This is a genomic window from Gluconobacter sp. P1D12_c, from assembly GCF_018812105.1.
Taxonomy (GTDB): Bacteria; Pseudomonadota; Alphaproteobacteria; order Acetobacterales; family Acetobacteraceae; genus Gluconobacter; species Gluconobacter oxydans_A.
In genome coordinates, this window is sequence record NZ_JACSIQ010000005.1 from 31,892 (window position 1) to 54,848 (window position 22,957).

Annotated in this window: 20 protein-coding genes; 7 read left to right on the top strand and 13 right to left on the bottom strand. The window is 51.8% G+C overall.

Annotated elements, in window-relative coordinates; translation table 11 throughout:
• Positions 1-50: 50 nt before the first annotated feature.
• Positions 51-1,955: a Hint domain-containing protein gene (locus tag KP705_RS21110; protein WP_215764226.1), complete on the top strand. Its 1,905-nt coding sequence runs from the start codon at positions 51-53 to the stop codon at positions 1,953-1,955.
• A 151-nt stretch (positions 1,956-2,106) separates the two neighbouring features.
• Positions 2,107-5,412, top strand: coding sequence for a S41 family peptidase (locus tag KP705_RS07030; RefSeq protein ID WP_215764227.1), 3,306 nt, complete (start codon positions 2,107-2,109; stop codon positions 5,410-5,412).
• 46 nt (positions 5,413-5,458) lie between these two features.
• On the opposite strand, the gene KP705_RS07035 is transcribed toward KP705_RS07030, so the two are convergent.
• Entirely contained in the window at positions 5,459-5,989 is a 531-nt protein-coding gene (locus KP705_RS07035) for a cytochrome b (protein ID WP_215764228.1), read from the bottom strand.
• A 125-nt stretch (positions 5,990-6,114) separates the two neighbouring features.
• Here KP705_RS07035 and KP705_RS07040 point away from each other — a divergent pair, with 125 nt between their 5' ends.
• Positions 6,115-6,693 (top strand): YqaA family protein, encoded by a 579-nt coding sequence (locus KP705_RS07040; RefSeq protein WP_215764229.1) that lies wholly within the window; start codon positions 6,115-6,117, stop codon positions 6,691-6,693.
• Positions 6,694-7,160: 467 nt separating this feature from the next.
• A complete protein-coding gene (locus KP705_RS07045) occupies positions 7,161-8,528 on the top strand; it encodes an MFS transporter (protein ID WP_064274160.1) in 1,368 nt (455 codons plus the stop codon).
• 91 nt (positions 8,529-8,619) lie between these two features.
• Here the strand turns inward: KP705_RS07045 and KP705_RS07050 are convergent, their stop codons facing one another.
• Positions 8,620-10,545: a transglycosylase SLT domain-containing protein gene (locus tag KP705_RS07050; RefSeq protein WP_211496054.1), complete on the bottom strand. Its 1,926-nt coding sequence runs from the start codon at positions 10,543-10,545 to the stop codon at positions 8,620-8,622.
• 210 nt (positions 10,546-10,755) lie between these two features.
• Positions 10,756-11,562 carry a uracil-DNA glycosylase family protein gene (locus KP705_RS07055; RefSeq protein WP_200898316.1) on the bottom strand — a complete coding sequence of 269 codons (807 nt, stop codon included), beginning with the start codon at positions 11,560-11,562 and terminating at the stop codon, positions 10,756-10,758.
• 54 nt (positions 11,563-11,616) lie between these two features.
• On the opposite strand from KP705_RS07055, the gene KP705_RS07060 reads away from it, so the two are divergent.
• The 3 genes from KP705_RS07060 to KP705_RS07070 are packed head-to-tail and all read left to right on the top strand — an operon-like array spanning position 11,617 to position 14,687.
• Positions 11,617-13,380, top strand: a complete 1,764-nt coding sequence (locus KP705_RS07060; RefSeq protein WP_046900044.1) for a tetratricopeptide repeat protein — start codon at positions 11,617-11,619, stop codon at positions 13,378-13,380.
• Positions 13,377-14,273, top strand: coding sequence for a 4-(cytidine 5'-diphospho)-2-C-methyl-D-erythritol kinase (locus KP705_RS07065; protein WP_046900045.1), 897 nt, complete (start codon positions 13,377-13,379; stop codon positions 14,271-14,273). The genes KP705_RS07060 and KP705_RS07065 overlap by 4 nt, the downstream gene beginning before the upstream one ends.
• Positions 14,274-14,288: 15 nt before the next feature.
• Entirely contained in the window at positions 14,289-14,687 is a 399-nt protein-coding gene (locus tag KP705_RS07070) for a hypothetical protein (protein WP_232309090.1), read from the top strand.
• A gap of 7 nt (positions 14,688-14,694) precedes the next feature.
• Here KP705_RS07070 and KP705_RS07075 read toward each other — a convergent pair whose 3' ends face one another.
• The 10 genes from KP705_RS07075 to KP705_RS07120 all read right to left on the bottom strand — a co-directional run bounded on the left by KP705_RS07075 (position 14,695) and on the right by KP705_RS07120 (position 22,814).
• Positions 14,695-15,018 (bottom strand): hypothetical protein, encoded by a 324-nt coding sequence (locus KP705_RS07075; protein WP_046900047.1) that lies wholly within the window; start codon positions 15,016-15,018, stop codon positions 14,695-14,697.
• A gap of 4 nt (positions 15,019-15,022) precedes the next feature.
• Positions 15,023-15,418, bottom strand: a complete 396-nt coding sequence (locus KP705_RS07080) for a response regulator (RefSeq protein ID WP_046900048.1) — start codon at positions 15,416-15,418, stop codon at positions 15,023-15,025.
• Positions 15,415-16,479, bottom strand: a complete 1,065-nt coding sequence (cheB, locus tag KP705_RS07085) for a chemotaxis-specific protein-glutamate methyltransferase CheB (protein ID WP_046900049.1) — start codon at positions 16,477-16,479, stop codon at positions 15,415-15,417. The genes KP705_RS07080 and cheB overlap by 4 nt, the downstream gene beginning before the upstream one ends.
• Entirely contained in the window at positions 16,476-17,303 is an 828-nt protein-coding gene (locus KP705_RS07090) for a protein-glutamate O-methyltransferase CheR (protein ID WP_046900050.1), read from the bottom strand. The genes cheB and KP705_RS07090 overlap by 4 nt, the downstream gene beginning before the upstream one ends.
• Positions 17,290-17,712, bottom strand: coding sequence for a chemotaxis protein CheW (locus tag KP705_RS07095; protein WP_080951415.1), 423 nt, complete (start codon positions 17,710-17,712; stop codon positions 17,290-17,292). The genes KP705_RS07090 and KP705_RS07095 overlap by 14 nt, the downstream gene beginning before the upstream one ends.
• Positions 17,713-17,740: 28 nt before the next feature.
• Positions 17,741-19,750: a chemotaxis protein CheA gene (locus KP705_RS07100; protein WP_215764230.1), complete on the bottom strand. Its 2,010-nt coding sequence runs from the start codon at positions 19,748-19,750 to the stop codon at positions 17,741-17,743.
• On the bottom strand, positions 19,747-20,106 hold the full coding sequence (locus KP705_RS07105; RefSeq protein WP_046900052.1) for a response regulator: 360 nt from the start codon (positions 20,104-20,106) through the stop codon (positions 19,747-19,749). Before KP705_RS07105 ends, KP705_RS07100 begins: the two co-directional genes overlap by 4 nt.
• The gene (locus KP705_RS07110) at positions 20,103-20,372 is read right to left on the bottom strand and encodes an STAS domain-containing protein (RefSeq protein WP_046900053.1); all 270 of its coding nucleotides are present in this window, start codon (positions 20,370-20,372) and stop codon (positions 20,103-20,105) included. The genes KP705_RS07105 and KP705_RS07110 overlap by 4 nt, the downstream gene beginning before the upstream one ends.
• A complete protein-coding gene (locus KP705_RS07115) occupies positions 20,372-21,841 on the bottom strand; it encodes a methyl-accepting chemotaxis protein (protein ID WP_235271720.1) in 1,470 nt (489 codons plus the stop codon). The genes KP705_RS07110 and KP705_RS07115 overlap by 1 nt, the downstream gene beginning before the upstream one ends.
• A gap of 121 nt (positions 21,842-21,962) precedes the next feature.
• Positions 21,963-22,814: a retroviral-like aspartic protease family protein gene (locus KP705_RS07120; RefSeq protein ID WP_235271721.1), complete on the bottom strand. Its 852-nt coding sequence runs from the start codon at positions 22,812-22,814 to the stop codon at positions 21,963-21,965.
• Positions 22,815-22,957 lie beyond the last annotated feature (143 nt).

Below are 22,957 nucleotides of genomic sequence, written 5' to 3' on the forward strand. Positions count from 1 at the left end.
GCGATCTCTACACGTGAGTCGGCCCAACAACGGGCGGCAACTGGAGTGACGTGTCGAACTGGAGCTACAATGGCGAACCAGCAACGCACGTTCCTGATACACAGACGAACCAAGGCACGGTCACCATCCCGTCAGGCGTGACTGTTACTGTCTCAAGCGCGACATCAACGCTTTCCGGCGTCAGCATCAAGGTTGCGGGCACTCTCGACATTGCCTCGGGCACCAGTGCCCTGGCTGTCAACAATCTGGAAGTCGCTTCAGGTGGCACGGCAAACATCCAGCGCCCGCTGACGGCTAATAATGTCCTTCAGGTGGATAACGGCGGCACCGCGACGTTCTCAAACGTCTCACAGGACTGGTCTGGTTATCCGGGCCTCAAGCCATCGGTAGCAGCTGGGGGCACGCTTAATTTTGACAAATCCAACGTTACACTGGGTAGCGTCAGCGGTAGTGGAATTGCTGGAAACCTCAATATTTCCAATGGCTCGACCGTCAAAACAGCTAGCAACAGCACCACCATTACTGGCCCCATCACAGTTAACGGCACAGATACGTCCTTCACAGACAGTTCCGCGCTTCAGTCTACCCTGACGTTGAATGATGGCGCCAAAGCAATAATTACGACTTACCCGACTGACGGCACAAAGGTCATTTTCGGGACAGGCAACAACACGCTGATCCTTCCGAGTGACAAGTACGCAGCCAACAAGCTGGTTCTGGCCAACCTCAAGGAAGGCGACAGCCTCGGCGTGAATGGTCAGACCGTAAGTTCCGCCACCATGACCAGCGACAACGTGTCTCTGACCACGTCTGGCGGGACAATCAGCCCCAAAAGCGTTACTTACGACGACAGCTATAAAAACGCTCCGACCGATAGCAACCCAGTCACGGTTAACACCAGCAATGGAAACGGCGTCATCTGCTTCCTCGCAGGTTCAATGATCCGCACGCAGGATGGGGAAGTTGCTGTCGAGACCCTGCGCCTTGGCGACAGCGTGGTTGTGTATGTTGACGGCCGTGAAGACGTTCGCACTGTCACATGGGCTGGACGTCGTCACATGACGGTACGTCCAGGTCCGTTTGCAGACGAAGCAGGCTACCCGGTTCGTATTCTGAAGGACGCCATCGCACCTGGCATGCCACACACGGACCTTCTGGTGACGGCAGAACATTGCCTGTTCCTTGATGGAAAATTTGTCCCGGCCCGGATGCTGATCAATGGTCGCTCCATTCACTACGACACAAGCATCACGTCTTACGATTACTTCCACATCGAGACGGCAGATCACTCGGTCATCATGGCCAACGGCCTGTTGACGGAGAGCTTCCTCGACACGGGCAATCGCGGCGATTTCCGTCAAGACGGAAACGTTTTCAGCATCGGCGGCAGCGTCAAGAGCTGGAGCGAAGATGCAGCGGCCCCGCTCACGACGGACCGCACAACAGTCGAGCCCCTGTTCCGCGCAATCGAAGCACGGGCAGACATGGCAGGTCTGGTGTCTCAGGCTGACAGTGCAGTCCTGACGCAGGATGCTGACCTGCATCTCATGACGGAAGACGGCACCATCATCCGGAAAACGCGTGAGACCAACGGCTATGCCATGTTCATGCTGCCGGAGAAGGTTCGCTCTGTCCGTCTGATGTCCCGCACGAGCCGCCCATCCGATGTGATTGGCCCATTCGTTGATGACCGCCGCGAACTCGGTGTGCTCGTTGGCCAGATTGCCCTCTACGAGGCAGGCAGCACCACTGTGCTTCCGGCACATCTCGCTAAGGAAGAGCTGTCTGGCTGGAGTGTTCCTGAAGGAACGACCATGCGCTGGACCACAGGCCATGCCGCAATCTCGCTCCCGAGCCGGTCCTCTCACAGCATTGCCATGCTGGCTGTTCAGGTCCTGTCCAACAGCTCCTACCTGGTAGCGGCTGAAGACAAGGCCGTTGCTCTGACCGCCTGATCCAGGCTTTCACGGCAAAATACGAAGCGCCAGCCTACCCCGGGCTGGCGTTTTTTGTTTTCCCATCCTCAAAACGCACCTGCCGTCTCGACGGCGATATGAAACCGCAGCATCATCGAAGGATATTTTCATATGAGAAGTCCTTCACATCATGCGGTTTTCCCTCCGACGTTCCCTTCTCTCATGCGCGGCTCTTCTGGGGTGCACCTACGGGCTGACTGCTCAGGCTGAGCCCGGTTACTTCAGGGAGCCATCACTCACGGGGCAGACCGTTCTTTTCAGCGCGGAACAGTCAGTCTGGAGTGTGCCCCTGACGGGCGGCACAGCCCAGCGTCTGACCAGCGCGCCCCATGGCGCCAATGCTGTTGACCCGCAGCCTGTCCTCTCGCCCGATGGCAAAGAAATCGCATTTCTGGCGAATTTTGATGGGCCAACAGAGCTCTACATCATGCCAAGTTCCGGCGGCACGCCCCGACGCATGACGTTTGAAAACGCGCCGAAACTTCATATCGCAGGATGGGATGCTCATGCAGGCATCCTGTACTCCATGCCGGACGCAACTGGCCCTTACTACAGCTACAATGTCGCAGCTCTGGATCCAAAAACCGGTGCAAAGCACGTCTATCCGCTTGCCAACGTCAATGACGCTTCCATTAGCCCGGACGGTAAATGGCTGTATGCCGTGCGGTTCGGGCTTGCGGTAACAGGCGATCATATGCGGGCCTATCGTGGAGGAGCACTCTCGCAACTCTGGCGGTTTGATCTTCAGTCCGGAGCCGAGGCCGAACGTATCGGCACACGCACAGCGAACCTGATCCGTCCCATGCCGTGGCGAGATCGTCTGATCGTTATTTCCGACGAAAACGGGCGTTACAACCTCTGGAGCACCGCCACCGACGGCACAGATGCCCGACAGCTGACCCATTTTACGGATTACAGCATTCTGGAAGCATCACTCTCAGGCGACCATGTTGTGTTCCGCAAAGGGGCAGACCTCTTTTCGCTGGATCTGACCTCAGGCGAGAGCCACCAGATCCCTGTCAATTTGGTCTCGGACAATGCACCTCGTGCACCGTACTGGCTGGATCGACCGACCCGCTTCACCACGTCGGAGACCATTTCTCCCAAAGGCGATGCCGCTATCTTCACGATGCGCGGCCACACGGTCGTGGCAGCGGCTTCCCCGAGGCGTCTGATCGTCCTGCCCACCCCAGACAATGTCCGCCTGCGCCTTGCCCGCGTGACGCCGGATGGCAAGTCCGTCATTGCGTTCAGTGATGCTGGCGGAGAATCTGCGCTGTGGCGTTTTGCAGCAGATGGTAGCGGCAAGGGAGAAGCACTCAGCCAGCCATCGTCAACCGAACCTGTCGCTCTCGAAATCTCACCAGACGGAAAATACGCCGCTCATACGGATCTGCTGGGGCGCCTGTGGTTGCTCAACCTTTCGAGCAAAGCTGAGAAACTCGTTGATGATGCCACTCAGGACGGCACGAACGTTTTCGATTCCCTTTCATGGGCCGCAGACGGAAAGGCCCTCGCCTTCGTACGCACGCGCGGCCCCAATCTGCGACGTCAGATTGCCCTGTATTCTCCGGAAACAGGCCGTACGGAGTGGGTGACGAGCGATCGTTACGAATCCTATAGCCCATCCTTCTCCCCAGATGGGAAATGGTTGTGGTTCCTGTCTGATCGCACATTCTCGCTGGCTAACGGCTCTCCCTGGGGAGACCGCAATCTGGGACCGGCGTTTCCACATCGTACAGGCATCTATGCCCTCGCACTCCAGGCCGGAGAACGCTTTCCTTTCCAGGCCCCAACCGAGCTGGATCATGATGACAGCAAGGAAAAGAGCGACAAGAAAGATGAAAAGAGGGACGCTCCCAAGAAGCCTCTTCCCGCGTTTGAATGGAACGGATTGGCCGATCGTCTCTATCAGGTTCCCGTCCCTGCCGCCGATTATCACGGGCTGGCAGCTGCCACCGACTATCTTTTCACCGTGGATGGCACAGACGATGACGCCAACCCTCTGAAGTCCATCCATATCGACAATAACGAGCACAAGATCGAAACCTTCTCGCCCAAGGTTGAAGATTTCAGCCTCTCGGCAGACGGCAAAACGATCATGACCGTGGCCCCTCGCGCGAAGCAGGCACCCGAAGTTCTTCTGCTACCGGTCGGGGCCAAAAAGCCTGATGATGTTGCAGGAAAAGCAGTCAGTTTTGACGGACTACGGCTGCGCATCGACCCTGCTCAGGAATGGTCAGACGAATTTGTCGATGCCTGGCGCCTTCACCGTGATCATTATTATGACCGCGATCTGCATGGCGTAGACTGGAAAGCCGTCCGAGCCCACTTCGCGCCATTTGTGGATCGACTTGGAGACCGTGCGGATCTGGATGATCTGCTTGGCCAGATGGTTGCTGAAATTGGCGCCATGCACTCCCAGCTCCGGCCGGCACAAAGCCTCGAAGACCCGGCTGCGAACCTGATTGCCGGACTGGGTGCACAGATTACCCGCGAAGCAAAAGGCTTCCGCATCACACATATCTATAGAGGAGACCGCGATCTACCGGATCAGCAGTCTCCATTGGCTGCTTCGGGCGTTGATGCGCAGGACGGAGATCTGATTGTTGCCGTGAACGGACAATCCGCAGCCGACGAGCCCGACCTCTCTACGCTTCTGGCCAATCAGGCTGGAAAACAGGTTCTTCTGACCCTTCTGCGCAATGGCAAAGAACACAAAACAGTCGTGACAGCCGTAAGCTGGCGCAAGCAGAAGTCCTTGCGCGCACGAGACTGGGAAGTCAGCCGTGCTAATCTTGTGGATCGTGCGAGCCATGGACGCATTGGTTATCTGCATCTGCAAGCCATGGTCGGCGATGACATGGAGGCGTTCGCCCGCGAGTTCTATGCCAATATCGACAAGGATGGACTCATTGTTGACGTCCGCGGCAATAATGGCGGCAACATTGACAGCTGGGTTCTGACGCAGCTTATGCGCCGGTCCTGGATGTTCTGGAGCCGCTATGGCAACGCTCCGGCCATCGACATGCAACAGGCGTTTCAGGGCCATCTCATCGTGATTTCAGATGAAATGACCTACTCGGACGGTGAGACCTTCTCTCAAGGTATCAAGTCTCTCCACATCGCCCCGCTACTTGGGGAACGCACAGCAGGCGCCGGTGTCTGGCTTTCGGACGGTGACCGTCTGATTGACAACGGCAATGCCCGGACTGCCGAGAATCCCTATTTCGATATGAATGGCCACTGGCTGGTCGAGAACAAGGGTGTCTCACCGGATATCGAGATCGAGAACATGCCGGTCGCCACCTTCAAGGGGCAGGATCAACAGCTTGATGCGGCAATTTCGTATCTGAAGAAGCAGATGGCGGATCATCCGCGCCCTGCGCTCAAAGCTGAGCCTTTCCCGGTTCAGCAACCTGCTTCACCGCAATAAGGCAAAAGTCCACGGCCTCTGCACACATCTGCAGAGGCCTCTTGATTCAGAGCATCATATCCATGACCTGATCCCGTCGGGAAAAACGGTGCATCAGCGCCGCCACACAATGCCCGGCAATCAGAACCCCCAAAATCCAGGCAGAAAACTGGTGCATGACACCCAGGATCGGCGCGAACAGCGCGGTTTTCTGAATGAGCGCCGGCAGGTGCACCGTCCACAGCATCTGGACTGGCGCCCCGTGGGCAGAGGCCATCAGCCACCCCGTGAGAGGTGTGGTCAACATCAGAAGATAAAGACATCCCTGAAGCACGCGCGCCGCAATGCGCTGCTCTTCCGGAATAGTGTCAGGTAATGCTGGCGGCCGATGTGTTGCGCGCCAGGCCATTCTGAGAACAACCAAAATCACGATTGTCGATGCAATCTCCTTATGAAGGGAGAGCAGTTCGCCCTTCAAAGGAGAAGCCCCACGCGGCAACAGGCGCCCCGCATAGAATCCAATCATCCAGACTGGGATAATGATAGCCGCCATGCCCCAGTGAAACAGGCGGGCCAGAAGAGAGTAACGTTGGGGCACGGGGCATCCATTTTTAGAAAAGGAAGAGCTTTGTGCTTCCTTTACCCTGTTTTCCGAAGCAATGAATTTTCATTCAGTGACAGAGAAGGATAGGAAGACCGGATATTCCTCCACAGGACCAGACCGTGATCCATTCCCTCTATCGTCGCATCACCGACCTTGCCGCCTCACCCAAAGCCGTATGGTGGCTTATCATTATCGCCATGGCAGAAGCGTCGGTCTTCCCTATCCCCGTTGACCTGATGCTCGTTCCCATGATCCTGACGCGACAGGACAGGGCCTGGTTTCTAGCAACAGTCTGCACTGTCTCCAGCGTGATAGGTGGCGTGATCGGATGGCTGCTCGGCGCTTTCCTGATGAAGCATATCGGTATGCCCATCGCCCATTTCTATCATGCAGATGGGCGCATTCTGGCATTGGAAGACCTGTTCCGCCGATATGGCATATGGATCATTCTGGGCAAGGGGCTCACACCTCTCCCCTACAAATTCGTCACACTGGCAGCCGGCGCGGCACACTTCCCGCTGCTGCCGTTCATCGCTGCCAGCATCACAACGCGCGGTGCACGGTTCTTCCTGGAAGCCGCACTCCTCAAGGCCTTTGGCGAACCTGTGCGCGAGTTCATCGAAAAGCGCCTGACGGCGATCCTGCTGATTCTTCTTGTCGTGATCGTTGCGGGCGTCGCGCTTGTTGAGCTCTTCTAGAGGAATAGTCACATCAGATGATGCGTTTATGGCATATAAAATAACATAAATACTATTTGAATATAACAGAATCATGTTATCGTCCGCGAGATCGTACTCACACGGTTATCGGTGACGGCTTTCCAGCAGGCCTGCCTGCTCCGTTCTCCTCACGTCAGAATGTCCTGCGCGGATGACATGAGGAGAAAGGAACTGCCGGCCTCCGAACGACAACCCGAACGCATATTCCCGCTGTCAAAGGAGCTCGCCATGTTTAGAAAACAGCCTATCTTTAACGCTAAACGTTTTAACATCCTGCCTCCGGCATCACGCTCGGCAGGTGTGTTCAGTGGTATCGAAGCACAGTTTCTTGGACTGGCCTCCCCCGGGATCGTCACACTGCTTGGCCCTCTGGAAAGCACCGATCTGTCATCGTTGCCGTGTGAAGACACTCCATCCTCCCTTTCCTTCAGGAAGGCATGACATTCATGAGTGCCACAGAGCTTTCTCCACCCCATCGATCAGCCGTCACCAAATCCCGCATCCTCTGGGGCATGCCAGTGATGCTGCTGTGGGGTTATATCGCCGTTGCCCTGTACATGACGGGCGACGGCATCGAAGTTGCGTTTCTTGCCAAATACGTCACGCAGATTGGCTTTACGCCCAAACAGGCAGGAATGCTCTTCACCATTTACGGTGCAACAGCCGCCATTTCGAGCTGGCTGTCTGGCGTGCTGGCCGAAGTTTATGGCGCGCGCCGCATCATGGCGATCGGCACCATCTGGTGGGCACTGTGCCACGTCGCGTTCCTCGGGCTTGGCCTCGGACAGCACTCCTTCCCGATGATGATGCTGTTCTATGGTCTGCGCGGCTTTGCATACCCGCTGTTTTTCTATGCGTTCTTCTTCTGGATCGTCCAGAAAACCCCCGATCATCGTCTGGCCTCTGCCATCGGCTGGGTCTGGTCGATGTTCACGCTGGGTTACGGCATCATCGCGTCCTTCCTGCCAAGCTGGACCATCCCCGCTTTCGGCTTCATGCCGACCCTGTGGATGTCTTTGGCCTGGGTTCTGGCTGGCGGCGCACTGGCTTGCCTGACCATCCGCGAAGACCCGTCTGAGGCCAAGCCACTGGCAGCCAAGGTGTCCGTCAAGGAACAGCTGATCGAGATCAGTCGCAGCCTGACGCTGATTGTTGAGAACCGCGATATTGCATTGGCACTCATCACGCGCGTCATCTGCAATCTGTCTCTCTTCGGCTTTCCGGTCATCATGCCGCTGTTCTACACGTCTCCGGAAGTTGGCTTCACCATGCCGCAATGGCTGCGGATCTATGGTGCGTTCTTCCTGGTTCAGCCTGTGACCAACGTGGTCTGGGGCCTTATTGGAGACCGGATCGGCTGGCTGCGTCAGATGCGCTGGTTCGGCTTTGTCGGCTGTGCAATGGCAAGCCTCGCCTTCTATTTCATCCCGCACCTGATGCCCGGCAACATGTTCACCGCAATTATCGGTGCCTTGTTCCTAGCTTTAACGCTAAACGCATTTGTGCCTATGGGAGCAATTTTCCCCGCTATTGCGCCCGATCACAAAGGTGCCGCAGTTTCCGTGCAAAACCTTGGCGGTGGCCTGAGCAACTTCCTGGGCCCGGCACTGGCAACACTGTTTGTTACTGGCTACGGCACGCAGGGCGTCGTTTACATCTACGCAGCACTGTATTTGCTTGCCGCAGTCATCACCTGCTTCATCCGCTTGCAACAGCCAAAGGGAGCTTCCGCGATGGAGGTTTACTCTTCCGCCAAAGCATCTGCGGTTCATGAAGAAATGGAAGATCTGGGCATCCAGACCCAGAAAAGCTAAGCCCCAAAAACAAAAAAAGCCCGGCAACTGAGGCCGGGCGATTTTCTGAAGAGACCTCGCATCAAAATGCTGATGCGAGGTTTTTTTATTCTTAGTTCAGCGCCATCTGCTCATGAGCCAGAGCCTGCTCCGCGCCAAATGATGGCCACTCAGAATGCGTCAGCGCTTTCAGAGACGGCGAAGAGAGCCCCATCTTATGTGCATACAGCCACGTGTAGGTCAGGGCGCGATGCACATAGTCACGCGTTTCCGTGTTGGGCAGCGTTTCCATAAAGAACAGCGGATCATGCAGATCTGCCGTCTGTGCACTTTCCCAGCGGGCGATAGCGCCAGGCCCTGCGTTGTAAGACGCCAGAACCCGTACAAGATCCCCGCCCTCAGGCCGCGCCGACAAAGATGTATGGCTCGACTGGGAAGCCAGATACAGCACGTAAAGCTGACCGATTTCCAGATTAGACGACGGGTTGTGGAGGCGATTTACCATGTCAGGCGGCACGGGAATGACAGCCATTCCATGGGCATCGTATGTCTGGTGATGCAGGGTGATGAAGCTTGCTGTGATCGGCCGGATCTGCATCAGCCCATGCGCACCCGCCCCGGATGTAGCGGCAGCATCGAAATTCGATTCAACGCGCGTGAGGGCATAAACCAGAGCCGGGTTCATCCGGAAGCCATGGTTGGGCTTGAGACGAGGCATCGGCAAATCCGCACCAGCCGCTTGTGGCCGGCTCTCCCCGTTCATGATGAGCGACGCGAGCTGTTCGGACAGATCTTCAAATCCGGCAGTCTGAGCAACAAGCTGCAAGGACCGGGACCGCGCACTATCAGGCGCCACGTCCGTCCACATCCGCCGCATCAGCGCCTCGGCGCGTGCACGCTCGCCAATCTGAAGCAGGGCAAACAACTGTCGGCCCTGTGGGAGCGCACTGATGGCCTCGACGTCAATTTCCCCAAGAACCGGAACAGGATCATGGAGCGTGATTTCCGTTACGCTGTCTGGCAGGCGGGCATGGCCTTTACGTCCAAGCTCCAGTGTCTGAGCGGCGAGCATCCCATAAAATGTTTCATGATGGTTCGCTGCACGATGGAGCCAAGACACATATGCCGCCATTGCGTGACGGCGAATTTCTGCACGCGCAGCCCAGAACGCTGCGGCTGCATGAAGCTCAGGCGATGTTACTGGAGCATTCGCCGCCGATTCAAACAGCTCATATGCCGCATCAAGATGTCCCTGACGCCAGGCAGCCAGACCAGCGACATAAGCAGGAAGACCAACCTGATGGCCTCCGCGCTCGAAGCCGGCGCAACCATGACGCAGCGCGCTCTGAGCATCTCCCTGCGAAAGCAGCCCCAGAGAAATTTCTCCGTAAAGCTGCCCTGCATAGGCAGGGGTCATGCCGGGCGTGATATCCACAAGGTGCAGTGCGCTGGCTGCGCCCTTTACGCCCTGCATCACCCGCTCCTGAACCGTACGATCCAGAAGGGGATTACGCGTAAAGGCATGCGCCAATGGGTCCGCAGGGGAACTATTGGGCAGGTGAACGGTTTCAGGACGATCTTCAGGCGCCAGAGACCTCACAAAAGTCTGGACCTGAACGGAGCCTGCCGGAGCAGTCCTTACCAGAAGCCCCTGAATTGCAGGGGCGTCCGGCTGGGTTGAATAGTTTTTCAGCCAGTCGCGAAGCTGGTCCGCCCCTGGATGAGCACCAGGCGCAAGATAGCGATCTGCCAGAACATCGCCCAGTAGGACGCGATCCGTAAGCAAACGCGTCTGCTCCATGGCTTCTTGCAGGTCACCACGACGCTGCGCCTGCAGGATCAGACGATATCGACTGGCCATAGTGGCCGTCAGAGGGTGTGGCAGCGATACAATGCCGTCCCCACCGAGGCTGGGACGGGCTTCTGCAAACGCTGTTTCATCGCCAGCATGGTCTGGCTGAGGCGGCAGAGTCTGCACACCGTCAGCACGCACCGGGGAGAAAGTTCCACCGGTCAGAATCAGCACACTCACAAGCAACGCTCGCGCCGTGCCACCTGAGATGAAAGGGGTAATCCTTCGCATAGCCGCCGGGTGCTACCCGGTTTCTGGCCCGCTGGCAAGTTTTGGTTAACCAGAACAGAGCCTCGGACTAAGCGATGATATCGCCACACACTGGAACAATCCAGTGGCAAACACCTGTTTTCGAGTAGTTTTTTGCGTTTTCGCGAAGTTTTTTACAGGCCTAAATCAGGACTTGTTTAGTTCTGTATTTTCCGCACTCAATCGCTCCATCAAAACCAGAAGATCCTGCCACGCATTCCGGCGTGCAGCAGGGCTGGCAGCGAGTTGTAACGGGTGTCGCATAGGCAGCAGAGCAACCGGTGCATCCAGCTCGGGAATCCGAATTTCCGTCCATTTGCCACGCAGCCGATTCAGCATGGCCTGATCCCCCAGAAGCAGCCGCAGAGGCGTTACTCCCATCGTCACCAGAAACGGTGGCCGACACAGGGCAATCGTTTTCAACAGTAACGGACGACAGGACCGCATCTCCTGATCCGTTACACCACGCCCTCCCGGCGGCCGCCATGGAACCGCTGGTGCCATTGAGAGCACGGAGCGTTCCAGCCCTGCAGTGGCCAGCATTCGATCCAGAAGCTCACCGGCACGCCCCGCAAAAAGTTCTCCAGAGCGATCTTCATCCGCGTCCGGCGTCTCTCCGATCAGCATGAAACGCGCAGCATCGACAAAAACGGGCTTGAGCCGGTGCGTTGCCGTCCGGGCCAGAAACAGATCATCAAGCGTTTCACTCGCCCGAATCAAGGCAGGCAGATCACGTGCCTGTTCCAGCCCGGGCGATATCGGCGCAGGCGACGGCACTTCCCTGGGTAACGCTGGTCGGGCGTGTAAGGTGTCCACTCGGGCAGGCAGACTCCGAGGCACATCCGAAAGGCGGTCAATCGTCTCTTCCGAAAGAACCTCGTCCACACCCCAGTCATATTGCAGCTGTAGCGCGGCAAGCAGTTCTGCCCGGCTCGGAACAGGCTGGGGTGTCATGAAAAATCCGTTCAGGTTGGCGTATGACCACATGCGGTCTAGAATTGACCCATTATGCAGATCACGCGCGGCTGGCCCAGATCAATTCCGGTTTTTTCGCACTCGCTTCGCGCGGGTCTCTCGGCACTTCTGCTGGCGGGAACCCTCCTGCCCTCAGCATTTGCTGCCCCTCCTCCAGAAACAATGCCCGCTATTGATCCCGGGAAATCCCTGACTGGATGGCTGCTGGCGTCGAGCGTCATGATGCAACGCGGAGAGATCGACGCGGCCTATAACGCGCTCTCACATGTCCTGACGTTATCTTCCCGCGATCTGAAGCTGCGCGAAGATGCTCTGCGCTACGCTGCCATGACCGGACATGAAGATGAGGCTGTGACGTTCGCCAAAACGCTTCCCGCCAGCGATATCGCCACCCTCGTCCTTGCCCAGAACGCGGTTACTCGGAAATCCTGGACGGAAATGCGCCAGACCCTGAGCCGCAACAATCATCGAGGCCCTCTGGCCTCTGTTGCAACGCCAGTTCTTCTGGCATGGGCGCAGGCAGACGAAGGCCATGTCGAGCAGGCACTCTCCACCCTCAACGCCGCTGCGACCTTTGCCCCGACACGCCGCCTGTACCAGTTCCATGCCGCGCTCATTGCGGAGCGACTGCCTTCTCAACATCAGGCAGAACTTCTCTATCAGAAGACTGGCAACAGCCCCGATGATCCGCTGACGCTCCAGATTCTTTACGCCCAGATTTATGGTGGCTGGCTGGAAAGTCAGGGCCAGCATAAGGCGGCACTTGATGCCGTTGCTGCGCTGGGAGTGAGTTCCCCTCTCGCCTCAATGATCATTGGGCCACTTCAGCATAACCTGAAAAAACGACCGCCCCTTTCTCCATCTCAGGGTGCGGCAATTCTGAACCTGCAACTTGCCCTGATGATCACGGACGTTATTCAGCAGGAAGGCATTCCTCACGATCCGGCCATCATCGCATTGCAACAGGCCCTCTACCTTGATCCCACCCTCACGGTTGCACGCATTTTCCTTGCCGATACCTTCCGTGACGGCAATCAGATCTCGAAGGGCCTTGAGACACTCAATTCGGTTTCCAGCACGGACTCTCTGGCAGCACTGGCTGCCCAGGAGCGAGTCAATCTGGCCAGCCACTCCCACGATCTTCCACTTCAGGCCGATGCGCTTCATCGCGCGCTGACCCTGCTTCCGGGCAACCCGCAATTTCTGGTTCAACTGGCTGAAGTTCAGGATCAGATGGGCCATCATGCCGAGGCGATCGATCTTTATACGAAAGCTCTCAAGGCCTCTCCTCCTCGAAAGGAGATTGCCTGGCCGATACTTCTCGGTCGCGCCATGGCCGCCCAGGAAAACGGAGACTGGGCCATGATGCAGGAAGATATGCACCATGCGCTGGAACTCGCCCCTGACCAGCCCGAAGTTCTCAACTTCGTCGGGTATGCCAGTATCGAACACGATATTGACCAAGACCACGCCCTGCAGCTGCTTAAACGCGCGGTGGAACTCCAGCCTAACGATCCATCTATTCAGGACAGCTACGCCTGGGCGCTTCTCAAGGCCAAAGGTGACCTGAAAACCGCGCTACCCATTCTTATTCAAGCTGCAGAACATGCCTCGAGTGATGCCGAAATCGGCTATCATCTGGGCGTTGCCTATTGGTATCTCGGTCGCCACACGGAGGCGCAGGATCAATGGAACCAGTCTCTGGATGACAATCCGCAGCCTCAGGATCGCACTCTCATTCTGAATGCCCTCCAGCAGGGCGGCCCACATCTCAAATCATTCGAACAGAACAAATGACCCGTCTTCAAGATACCGCCCACGCCAAGATCAATCTCTATCTGCATGTCACGGGGCGGCGGCCTGACGGGTATCATCTGCTCGACAGCCTCGCAGTTTTCGCCGGGGCAGCTGACACAATCAGTGTGGGAGAAAAGTGCGATCGGTTTTCTCTGTCCATTGAAGGACGATTTGGCAAAGGCCTTGAAGCCGACGACAGCAATCTCGTCCTCAAGGCAGCCCGTGCGCTTCAGGCAAAAAGTGGCTCCCATGACGCCTACCGACTGACGCTGAAAAAGGATCTACCTGTCGCATCAGGTATTGGCGGCGGCTCAGCGGATGCCGCGTGCACGCTGCGCCTCCTGTCAGGCGTCTGGAACGCAACAGAGTCCGATCTTTGCGCACTTGCAGAGCCCCTTGGTGCCGACGTTCCCGTCTGCGTTCGCCAGCAAGCGACACGCATGGAGGGGATTGGAGAGATTCTGACCTCAGCACCAGACATGCCGAACGGCGGAATTCTGCTGATTAATCCAGGTGTTGGTGTGTCAACGCCCGATATCTTCCGCAGCTTTGCCGCAATGGGGGGTATCGTCCAGCGTACAAAACCGGTGCTCCCCAGCCAATGGGCGTCAATGCGGGACCTTGTGGATCTATTACTGCAAACGGCGAATGATCTTCAGGCGCCCGCGATTGCTCATGCCCCGATTATTTCTGACGTTCTCACTGCGATTCAAAGCCAGTCGGATTGCCTTCTGTCGCGTATGAGCGGATCAGGCGCTACCTGCTTTGGCCTCTTCCCTACCCCACAAAAAGCTCACGAAGCCGAAGAAGCTCTTACCCAAACCGCTACACGCTTGGGTTGGTGGACATGGAGTGGTCCATTCCATCAGAATTCTCCCGTTGGAACCCCCTGAAAAGAGGCGCTCGAGATGACTAACAACCCGCGCATGCAGGTAACCCGCTCAGAAGACGGGCAAAAGATCATTCTCTCCTTTTTGGATGGAAGCGGTCTGACCGGTGACATTTCTCTGGACGAAGCCCAGTTGAACCAGTTGATTACCAGCTTGGGGATGGCACGCACCGCGCTACTGGAAAAGCGCCCGCCAGCACCGATTGAAGGAGCGCGCTTCGCTCCCGTGTATAAAACAAACTGGGCTTTGCAGATTGATGCGCTAACCGAGGGGTCATTGCTGGCCTTTCAACACCCTGCATATGGGCCCGTCGGTTTTGTTTTTACGCCTTCAGATGCGGAGCAGCTACTACGCGGCCTCCAGAAGCATCGGACAATGGTTCACTCCCAACCTGGCGACGCTAGTCAGCCAAGCTGAGGGACACTTAAAATAGTTCTACATCCGCAACAGAGAATGGAGCGACAGGCTGCCCTTTAAGCATCCTGCGAAGATGCTCCAAAGTCACTTGTTCAATTTCGTGACTAGCAATTGTCACACGCTGTACATCAGACTGCCTCGAAAGACGCAGGGAGAGCGCACTCATTTGCTCAAACTCCTGCATCAGGACATCCAGTCCCTGCAGAGAGCCACCCGCATTTTGGCCGCAACCATCCAGCATGACGGTCTCAACATCTCTGCAGAAAGATGATGCCTGGGCCCACTGCTGCGCCATTCCTTGAAACAAAACAGCAAGTTTGATCTGATCCACAAAGTTACGCTCCACAGATGGGACCGAATACTGCCTCGATCCGTGATTTTAGCGAGCTTGTGGTAAAAGGCTTAGCCAGAAAATTGTTTACTCCGGCTGAAATAGCCTGCTGTACCAGCTCCTTATTGGCTTGCCCCGTCAACATAATGAAACCCGTTTTTCCAATCGTAGACGACGCGCGCACAGCCTTTAACAGCTCCAGACCATCCATATCTGGCATATTGAAATCTGATATGATCAGATGTGTTGGATTTGCATTCAGATGTTCAAGAGCTTCCAATCCATTACGGACGCCAGAAACTTTCACAAAGCCTAATTGAACAAGACTGTTCCTCAACAGAGAACGGATGGATGTTTGGTCATCCACAAGAAGAACAGACATGGATGAGGCCGAAATCATTGATAAGTCTCCATTTTTCTGGGATCCGCCAACCGAATAATAGCAGCGCCTATTTCAGGTAAGGGGAGCTGCGTCTCTACAGCGCCACACTCAAATGCTGCTCTGGGCATGCCGTAGATGACCGAAGTCTGTTGATCCTGCCCTATTGTTTTGGCCCCAGCTTCTCGCATAGCTAGTAGCCCGCGCGCACCATCGGCTTCCATCCCGGTCAAAATGACGCCGACAGCTTGAGAGCCGGCAGTTTGGGCGGCAGAGAGAAAAAGCGCATCCACAGAAGGTCGATGGCCGTTCACGGCCGGGCGCGGAACCAAATGGCAGATGTAAGAAGCAGCTTTTTCATCATAAGCAATTTCTGTATGCGCCTCACCTCCAGGCGCGATCAAAACTCGCCCCCGTTCGAGACGACAAAAGTCTGTCACAAGGTTAACCTGAGGGCGAGAAATTGAATTGAGCCGCCGAGAAAAATTCTCAGAAAACTGCTGCGGTATGTGCTGCACAATCACAGTAGGCGGGCAGTCAGCAGGAAAATTTTTCAGAACATCGGAAAGAGCCTCTACACCACCTGTAGACGCACCGATTACCACGATGACGTCCCTTACCTCCTTTTTTACTGAGGTCGTTGCTACTCGCGATAACGAAGCTTGAACTATAGCTTCTCCAAGTCCCTCAAAAGCATCCTCGCCTGGCAAAGCAGGTAATTTGGAGAAACAGCTTACGGCGCCCATCTGCCGAGCTTGTTCCGCAATTTCCCCGTGAGGAGACAATAAGCTGGAAACCATAACAACCGGCATCGGGCGTAAACGCATGATCTTTTCAAGAAACTGCAACCCATTCATTCCCGGCATTTCGACATCAAGAGTCAAAACATCTGGCTTCAGGCGGATAATCATATCCCGCGCCTCAAGGGGTGTAGTTGCAGTTCCCACTACCTGAACGCGTTTGTCTCGTCTCAATGAAAGCGTTATGAGCGCTCGACTTGTCAGAGAATCATCTACAATCAAGACTGATACAGATGAATTTGAGACAGAAGGACCAGAATTTGTGTAGTTCACTTGTATCATACAACTTTTTTGTAAGCACTTATTCCAATAGGTCGAAGACCCAATTCCTCAAAGTTGGTTATTCTCTCAGAGTGACCAATATAAATTTCACCCTTGATATGAAGACGACTAGTAAGCCTTCTCCACAAAATATCAGTAGTTTTTTTATCGAAATAAATTGTAACGTTTCTACAAAAAATTGCATGAAATTTCGATTGAAAAGGCCACTCATCAATAATATTAAGATTTCTAAATAAAACTAAATCGTTAATATATTGTAAAAAAGAAAATTTGTTTTCAAAAAAAATGCAGAATTTATCGAATTTTTCTGATAAATTTTTGGGAATATTATTTTTGGAATAGACACCTCCTTTAGCTCTCCTAATCATCTCTGCATCTATATCGGTCCCTAAAATTTTTATTTTTTTTAAATGACATTCACTTAGTGCCTCAGCCACAGTCATCGCGGCAGAATAAGCTTCTTCTCCACTTGAGCAGGCGGAAGACCAAATACGAATGTTCTCATCTCTCATTATTTCTGCATGAAAATCGTGACATAATAATCTTAGCAAATAATCAAAGTGATGATTTTCTCTAAAGAATGATGTAACATTTGTAGTTAGTGCCGATATTATCTCTTCTTTCTTATATTTTCCCTCGTTTGATTCTATCATTTTAAGATAATCATTTATGTTTTCAAAATCAAAGTCTTTCAAAATGCGAGAAATTTTCAAATTAGCAGAATAACTTTTGTTTTCATTCAGATGAATTCCAGATATTTTTTTTGCTATATCACGAACAATAAAAAGATCTTTTTTTCTTAATGCTTCTTTATTGTTGTTCATTTATACAACCCACCACAAAAGATTTTTCTTTTATTTTGAATATATTTCTTTCCTCTAATGAAATAATACCTTCCAAGAAAATATGACTTTCATTAAAATTTATAGGTCGTAAATCTTCCTTATGATAAGGTAGTATCTCTAAAACATCGTCGACAGAAAAAGAGATTGTTTTATTATCAACCTCAAAAACAATAATGGCTTTTTTTTGATTATTATTTGACGTAGAATTATTTTTTTTGCTAAAATTAATAAGAGGAATAACTGATCCACGGATGTTTATAATTCCCTCCAAGAAATCAGGAGAATTTGGGACAATAGTTGATTTTGTCCAATTCCTTATTTCTTTTACATATGATATATCTACAGAATACTCTTGATTATCAGATAAAAACACTAAAATTTTTGACATTTACTTAACTCCGATTTTGTGCGGTGGATCAAATAAAATTATCGATGTAGCAATCGACATCAATAATAAGAGCTACACTTCCATCTCCAAGAATACTTGAAGACGAAAATCCAGGTATTTTTTTATAATTACTTTCTATCGATTTTATAACAAATCTGGATTGCTCTATTAATTCGTCAACAATTATAGCATGTTTTATTTTTTGATCATTTTCCAGAACCAAACATATTGATGAGTCATTCTTTTTTTTAAAAGAAATAGGTATCAACTCGTTTCTATACAAATATTTCATATCAAATTCAGATATTCTGAATATTTTTTTTTCATTAAGCAAAAAAGCTTCAATAACGTTGCTTATTGGAACAATAAATTTTTGTTCTTCCATCTTAAATATTAATCCCTCAAGAACAGAAAGTGTCATCGGTAAAGAAATTAAGAATTTAGTTCCTTTTTTTTCTTCATAGGAAACTGAAATTTTTCCTCCCATTTCAAATATATTTTTCTTTACTACGTCCATTCCTACACCGCGACCGGACAAATCCGAAACAACATCAAGTGTAGAAAAGCCTGGAGAAAAAATTAAACTTTGAATTTCTTCTTTTCCAAGATGACTTCCAGGCACAATAATGCCCCTAGAAAGGGCCTTTTCATAAATTTTATCAGAATTCAGGCCGCCGCCGTCATCTTCTACTTCGATCACGAAACGGCCAGAACGAATAAAAGCTCTTAAATATAAATTTCCTTCTTTATTTTTTCCATTATCTTCTCTGACATTAGGTTCTTCTATACCATGATCTATCGCATTCCGGATTAAGTGCATTAATGGCTCAGAAAGTTTTTCCATTATTGACCGATCAATTTCTACCTCTTCACCTTCCGTATGAAACACCACATTCTTTCCAGAAAGACGCGCTGCCTCTCTCACAATTCTGTTCATACGCTGGAAAACAGCTTTAATGGGATGCGCACGCATTGCCATTACATTTTCCTGCAACTCTTGGGTAAGATGATTCAATTCAGACATTGCTATGTCAAGTGATGATCCAGGTAGAACATTACTTAATTTCATCTGAGAACGTATAGCTCCCTGATTAATAATTAATTCACTTACTAAATCTACAAGCTTGTCTACTCTACTTGTATATATACGAACTGTCGAATACTCTTTATTATTATATTGATGGTCTCGGTTCACTCCCACAGGACCGACTAAGCCATCATTAGAATTTTCATGCTTCGTGGTAGGTAGAAATTTTAATTCTAAACTATCCGTGGCAGAGGGAGATTCAATAAATTCGTAACTAAAATCCCCCCCTGACCATTCAAATATCTCTTCAATATTCTCTCTGGCTTCAGATGTTCTCAGGATTATTTTCCATTTTAGATAACATACGTCCGTCGCAAAAGACGTTAGAGACGGAATTTTAGCTGCATCCAATTCAACCGTAAGAACACCTTTTTTTTGTAAAAAAATAAATAAATTCGGTACATCGTCACCATGAGAATAAAATGATAATGTTGGGCTAATTTCAATATAAAACGTATTTTCTTCCGGTAATCCGAGATCTATCTTGACAGGATGAAATTCAAATTCATCAATCTCTTTTGTTAAATTAGATATGAATTTCGAATCTCTATCTGAAACACCTGTATCATTTAGGTAATGACAAAGATCATCAGAGATATCATTTGTTTCTATTAATTCAGAACCCGATCGATAAAAAGAAATAATTTCAGCCAGACAATCAGTTGTTTTTAGAAAAATTACGACTGCGTCTTGATCAATATTACGAAATCCTGATCGAAATTTATCAAGCACTTCTTCAAAGAGATGAGAAATACGAACTAATTTTTCCATACCAAGGGCGCCAGCTCCACCTTTAATGGAGTGAACAGCACGAAATATCGCATTTATCTTAGAAAACTTGTCTTGCGATGACTCGATGCTTCCGAGCTCTTCTTCAAGTACAGATAAATTCTCTTCACATTCCTGAAAAAAAATCTGACGAATTTCTCCCAAGCTATCTTGATCGTTCATGGTAATACTCGCTCAATAGTCTCCAGTAATCGCTCCGCATTGAATGGCTTCAACAGCCATCCCGTAGCACCAGATTCACATCCTTTTTTGCGAACCTCCGGCCCCCCTTCAGTCGTCAAAAAAAGAATTGGCAAGTATTCCGTCTTTGGTCCGGATCGCAGCTTTTTAACAAGCTCTAAGCCATCCATTCGTGGCATATTCAGATCCGTAATAATAATATTCGGATCAAATAATTTCAGCTTTTCTAGCGCGTCCAATCCATCCTCCGCAGGACAGACATTATATCCAGCTTTCTCCAATATATTTCGCAGAATATTTCGGATCGTTCTAGAATCATCAACAATCATTATATTCATTGATTATTTTCCTTCTCAAGTAGGAAGGTGCCTCCCAACAATTCGAGAGCTTTCTGAAATTCAACGGATGGATTTTGAATAGAAAAACAGGCTTGGCGCTCATGAGCTGTTTTTTGAGCTGCGAGTAAAATTTCGAAACACCGCCCCCCCAAACGTTTGACAGCGCCACCATCCAAAACAATATCTGTCGCCTGCTTTCTAAGCTGCTCCAAAAAATGCTTTGCAAACGCAGTTCCCATATCTGCCGGGAGACAAAGCACTGTCATCACCGAAACTCCTCCCAACCGTCATCAGAGGTCTGAAAATCATGCGTTGAAAATAAAGAGGTCGCGGGAACGATATTATGATCGACCTGCGCATGAACAGCTCCAAATGAGTTCCGCTCGCCTACATGAAAATGATGAACAATCTGCACCAATTCTCGCGCTTCTCTACTAAGGTTATGGCTCGCAGCCGTAGCTTGCTCGACCATTGCTGCATTCTGCTGCGTATTCTGATCCATCTGGTTTACTGCCAGGCTAATTTCAGACAGATCATTTGCCTGGCTTTGCGCAGCAGTCGCGATTTCTCCAATCAGCACGCTGATTTCACCGACATTTTCAACAATGGTTTTCATGGCAGCACCAGTTTCCTGAACAAGGACTGTGCCTTTGCTGACTTGCTGCGTACTGGACGTAATAAGATTTTTGATATCTTTCGCAGCATTGGCCGATCTCTGAGCGAGAGCTCGCACCTCTGTGGCGACAACAGCAAACCCTCGTCCAGCATCTCCAGCCCGGGCTGCCTCTACGCCAGCGTTTAACGCCAGTAGGTTTGTCTGGAACGTAATATCATCGATAAGCCCCAGAATTTGCCCAATTTGTTTGGATGATTGCTGAATATCAAGCATTGCAGCCATTGCTGCTGCCATGACATCTCGAGAACTCTCGGCGCGCTCACGCGTCTGGGTCACCACAATACTGGCATGCATTGCCGCGTCTGCGGTCTTCTTGACCGTCTCCGTCACACTTCCAACGGACTGAGTCGTCTCTTCAAGCCGACTGACTTGCTGTTCCGTCCTGTGGGCCAGGTCATCGGCGGCAGACGCAATTTCGGCAGATCCAGAAGAAATTGTTCCGACGCTATCATTCAGAGACATCAGAATTCTCTGAAGATCAGTCAGCGTCGCATTGAAATCTTGTCGAAGGCGCTCGTATTTTTCCGGGAAGGCCTCCTCCAGTTTCTGGTCAAGGCGACCTGCTTTGAGGTTCTTTAACGCCGCCCCAAGTACGTCTATCATCTCATCGCGCGAGCCAGCTTCGGCCATCGCTTCACTTTGGGAACGATTAGCTTCTTCCTGAGCGTTCTTTATGGACGCCTGCGCTTCGACAGCACGCTTTTGACTTCTCTCCAGATCAGTTTGCAGACCTAGCAAACGTTCATGCACGCCAGCGAGATCAGGAAAAGGGTTACTAGAAGAGAACACATCCTGAACTGCCAGTTGAGACAAGCCGTACGACAGCCGCTTGACTGGAAGAAACACTTTCCAAAAGATCAGAATGTCGGAGAGAATTATGCCCAGAAAAACTAAAGCATCTGGCGCAAGGCAATTTAAAATTCCGTAGCCAGACATTTCTCGTACGCGCCAGTACGCTGCTCCAAACAGCAGCATCATAGGAAACGCCAGAATTACGCACAGCAGCGGCAATGTGATGCCACTGCTCTCAGGGCGTACAGGCTCGCGCGAAAAGAACATTCCAGATCACCCTGTCAAAACAGAACCTGCCCCAAGTCCGCACGGCGCGAGAGGCATGAAGGGCTATTTTACCAGTGACTGATTTATACTCCGTTAACAGCGCTGACAGAGCATCCAGGGACTACGGCTGCGAGGCTGTACTCTGGCCCGCGTCTGCAGCAGGAATATCTTTATCATGTTGAGCGTAAAGATAATCATCCCGAGAGATCCAAACCCGGTAATGCTTCAGGAAGTCACTACCAAGAAGAACATCGCTTTCTGAAAGATCATCAACAACATCCAGTCTGATGTTTCTGAATACAATGTCCCCAATTTCCAGCGTAGAAAAGAAATGTCGGTAGATTTTTATAGGGTCTCGCGTGACCCCATATCCAGGCATGACGGGATCATTATTCAGCATAGCCTGAGTGACCCCTGCCCTTCGTGCTGCACTCATTGTCACGAGAGTTGAGGAAGCACCTGTATCCAGGATGGCCTCGGCTGGTTTGCCATTAATCTTGATCTGGAGCCTCGTTTTCAATCCATCTGTCGAAGAGTGGGTAACGGGAATTTTGTGGACTGTTCCGTCCCACCCTGGTGTCGGAAACGAACAATCTTCCGTGCGAACCAACTGGACAACATGATCAGGCACATCGACGATGGTATCATAGTTTGCCAGAAATTCCTGCCCGAACAGCCCAACGACAGGCAGACCATCAGCATGCCCCCCAAACTTCCCACCGGCAATGACCGCAAAATTCTTGGCGCTGGATGGCCCCATTTCCAGGCTCTTGATGCGAACAGCCTGAACAAGTTCGCTGCCGCCTACACCCGTCATGGTACCGACCGGCCCCATGACTTCCAGTCCAAACGGCGAGATATAGGCACTCCCGATTACAGAAGTCGTAGCCCCGGTATCGACTATAAGAGCGGCCGGATGCCCATTTATGCCAGCTCGGACAATCGGCGATCCAGACTCATTGATGATGGGCATGACGCCACTGATATACAGCTTGCAATTATGAGGCCCGGTTGGCGCGCAAGCCGATAGAACTCCTGAAAGGAGTCCAACGGCTCCCAATCGCTTCAACACCCGCATTACCGCACGTACCCAATCAAACGTTTCAAACAGTTACA

Bases quoted from the DNA above. Each gene is read 5' to 3' on its own strand.
- KP705_RS07080 (WP_046900048.1), bottom strand. From the start codon at position 15,418: ATGATTTCGGCCTCATCCATGTCTGTTCTTCTTGTGGATGACCAAACA.
- KP705_RS07100 (WP_215764230.1), bottom strand. From the start codon at position 19,750: ATGAACGATCAAGATAGCTTGGGAGAAATTCGTCAGATTTTTTTTCAG.
- KP705_RS07115 (WP_235271720.1), bottom strand. From the start codon at position 21,841: ATGTTCTTTTCGCGCGAGCCTGTACGCCCTGAGAGCAGTGGCATCACA.
- KP705_RS07120 (WP_235271721.1), bottom strand. From the start codon at position 22,814: ATGCCCATCATCAATGAGTCTGGATCGCCGATTGTCCGAGCTGGCATA.
- KP705_RS07065 (WP_046900045.1), top strand. From the start codon at position 13,377: ATGACCCGTCTTCAAGATACCGCCCACGCCAAGATCAATCTCTATCTG.
- KP705_RS07055 (WP_200898316.1), bottom strand. From the start codon at position 11,562: ATGACACCCCAGCCTGTTCCGAGCCGGGCAGAACTGCTTGCCGCGCTA.
- KP705_RS07110 (WP_046900053.1), bottom strand. From the start codon at position 20,372: ATGACAGTGCTTTGTCTCCCGGCAGATATGGGAACTGCGTTTGCAAAG.
- KP705_RS07070 (WP_232309090.1), top strand. From the start codon at position 14,289: ATGACTAACAACCCGCGCATGCAGGTAACCCGCTCAGAAGACGGGCAA.
- cheB (WP_046900049.1), bottom strand. From the start codon at position 16,479: ATGATACAAGTGAACTACACAAATTCTGGTCCTTCTGTCTCAAATTCA.
- KP705_RS07090 (WP_046900050.1), bottom strand. From the start codon at position 17,303: ATGAACAACAATAAAGAAGCATTAAGAAAAAAAGATCTTTTTATTGTT.
- KP705_RS07095 (WP_080951415.1), bottom strand. From the start codon at position 17,712: ATGTCAAAAATTTTAGTGTTTTTATCTGATAATCAAGAGTATTCTGTA.
- KP705_RS07060 (WP_046900044.1), top strand. From the start codon at position 11,617: ATGCAGATCACGCGCGGCTGGCCCAGATCAATTCCGGTTTTTTCGCAC.
- KP705_RS07030 (WP_215764227.1), top strand. From the start codon at position 2,107: ATGCGGTTTTCCCTCCGACGTTCCCTTCTCTCATGCGCGGCTCTTCTG.
- KP705_RS07105 (WP_046900052.1), bottom strand. From the start codon at position 20,106: ATGAATATAATGATTGTTGATGATTCTAGAACGATCCGAAATATTCTG.
- KP705_RS07045 (WP_064274160.1), top strand. From the start codon at position 7,161: ATGAGTGCCACAGAGCTTTCTCCACCCCATCGATCAGCCGTCACCAAA.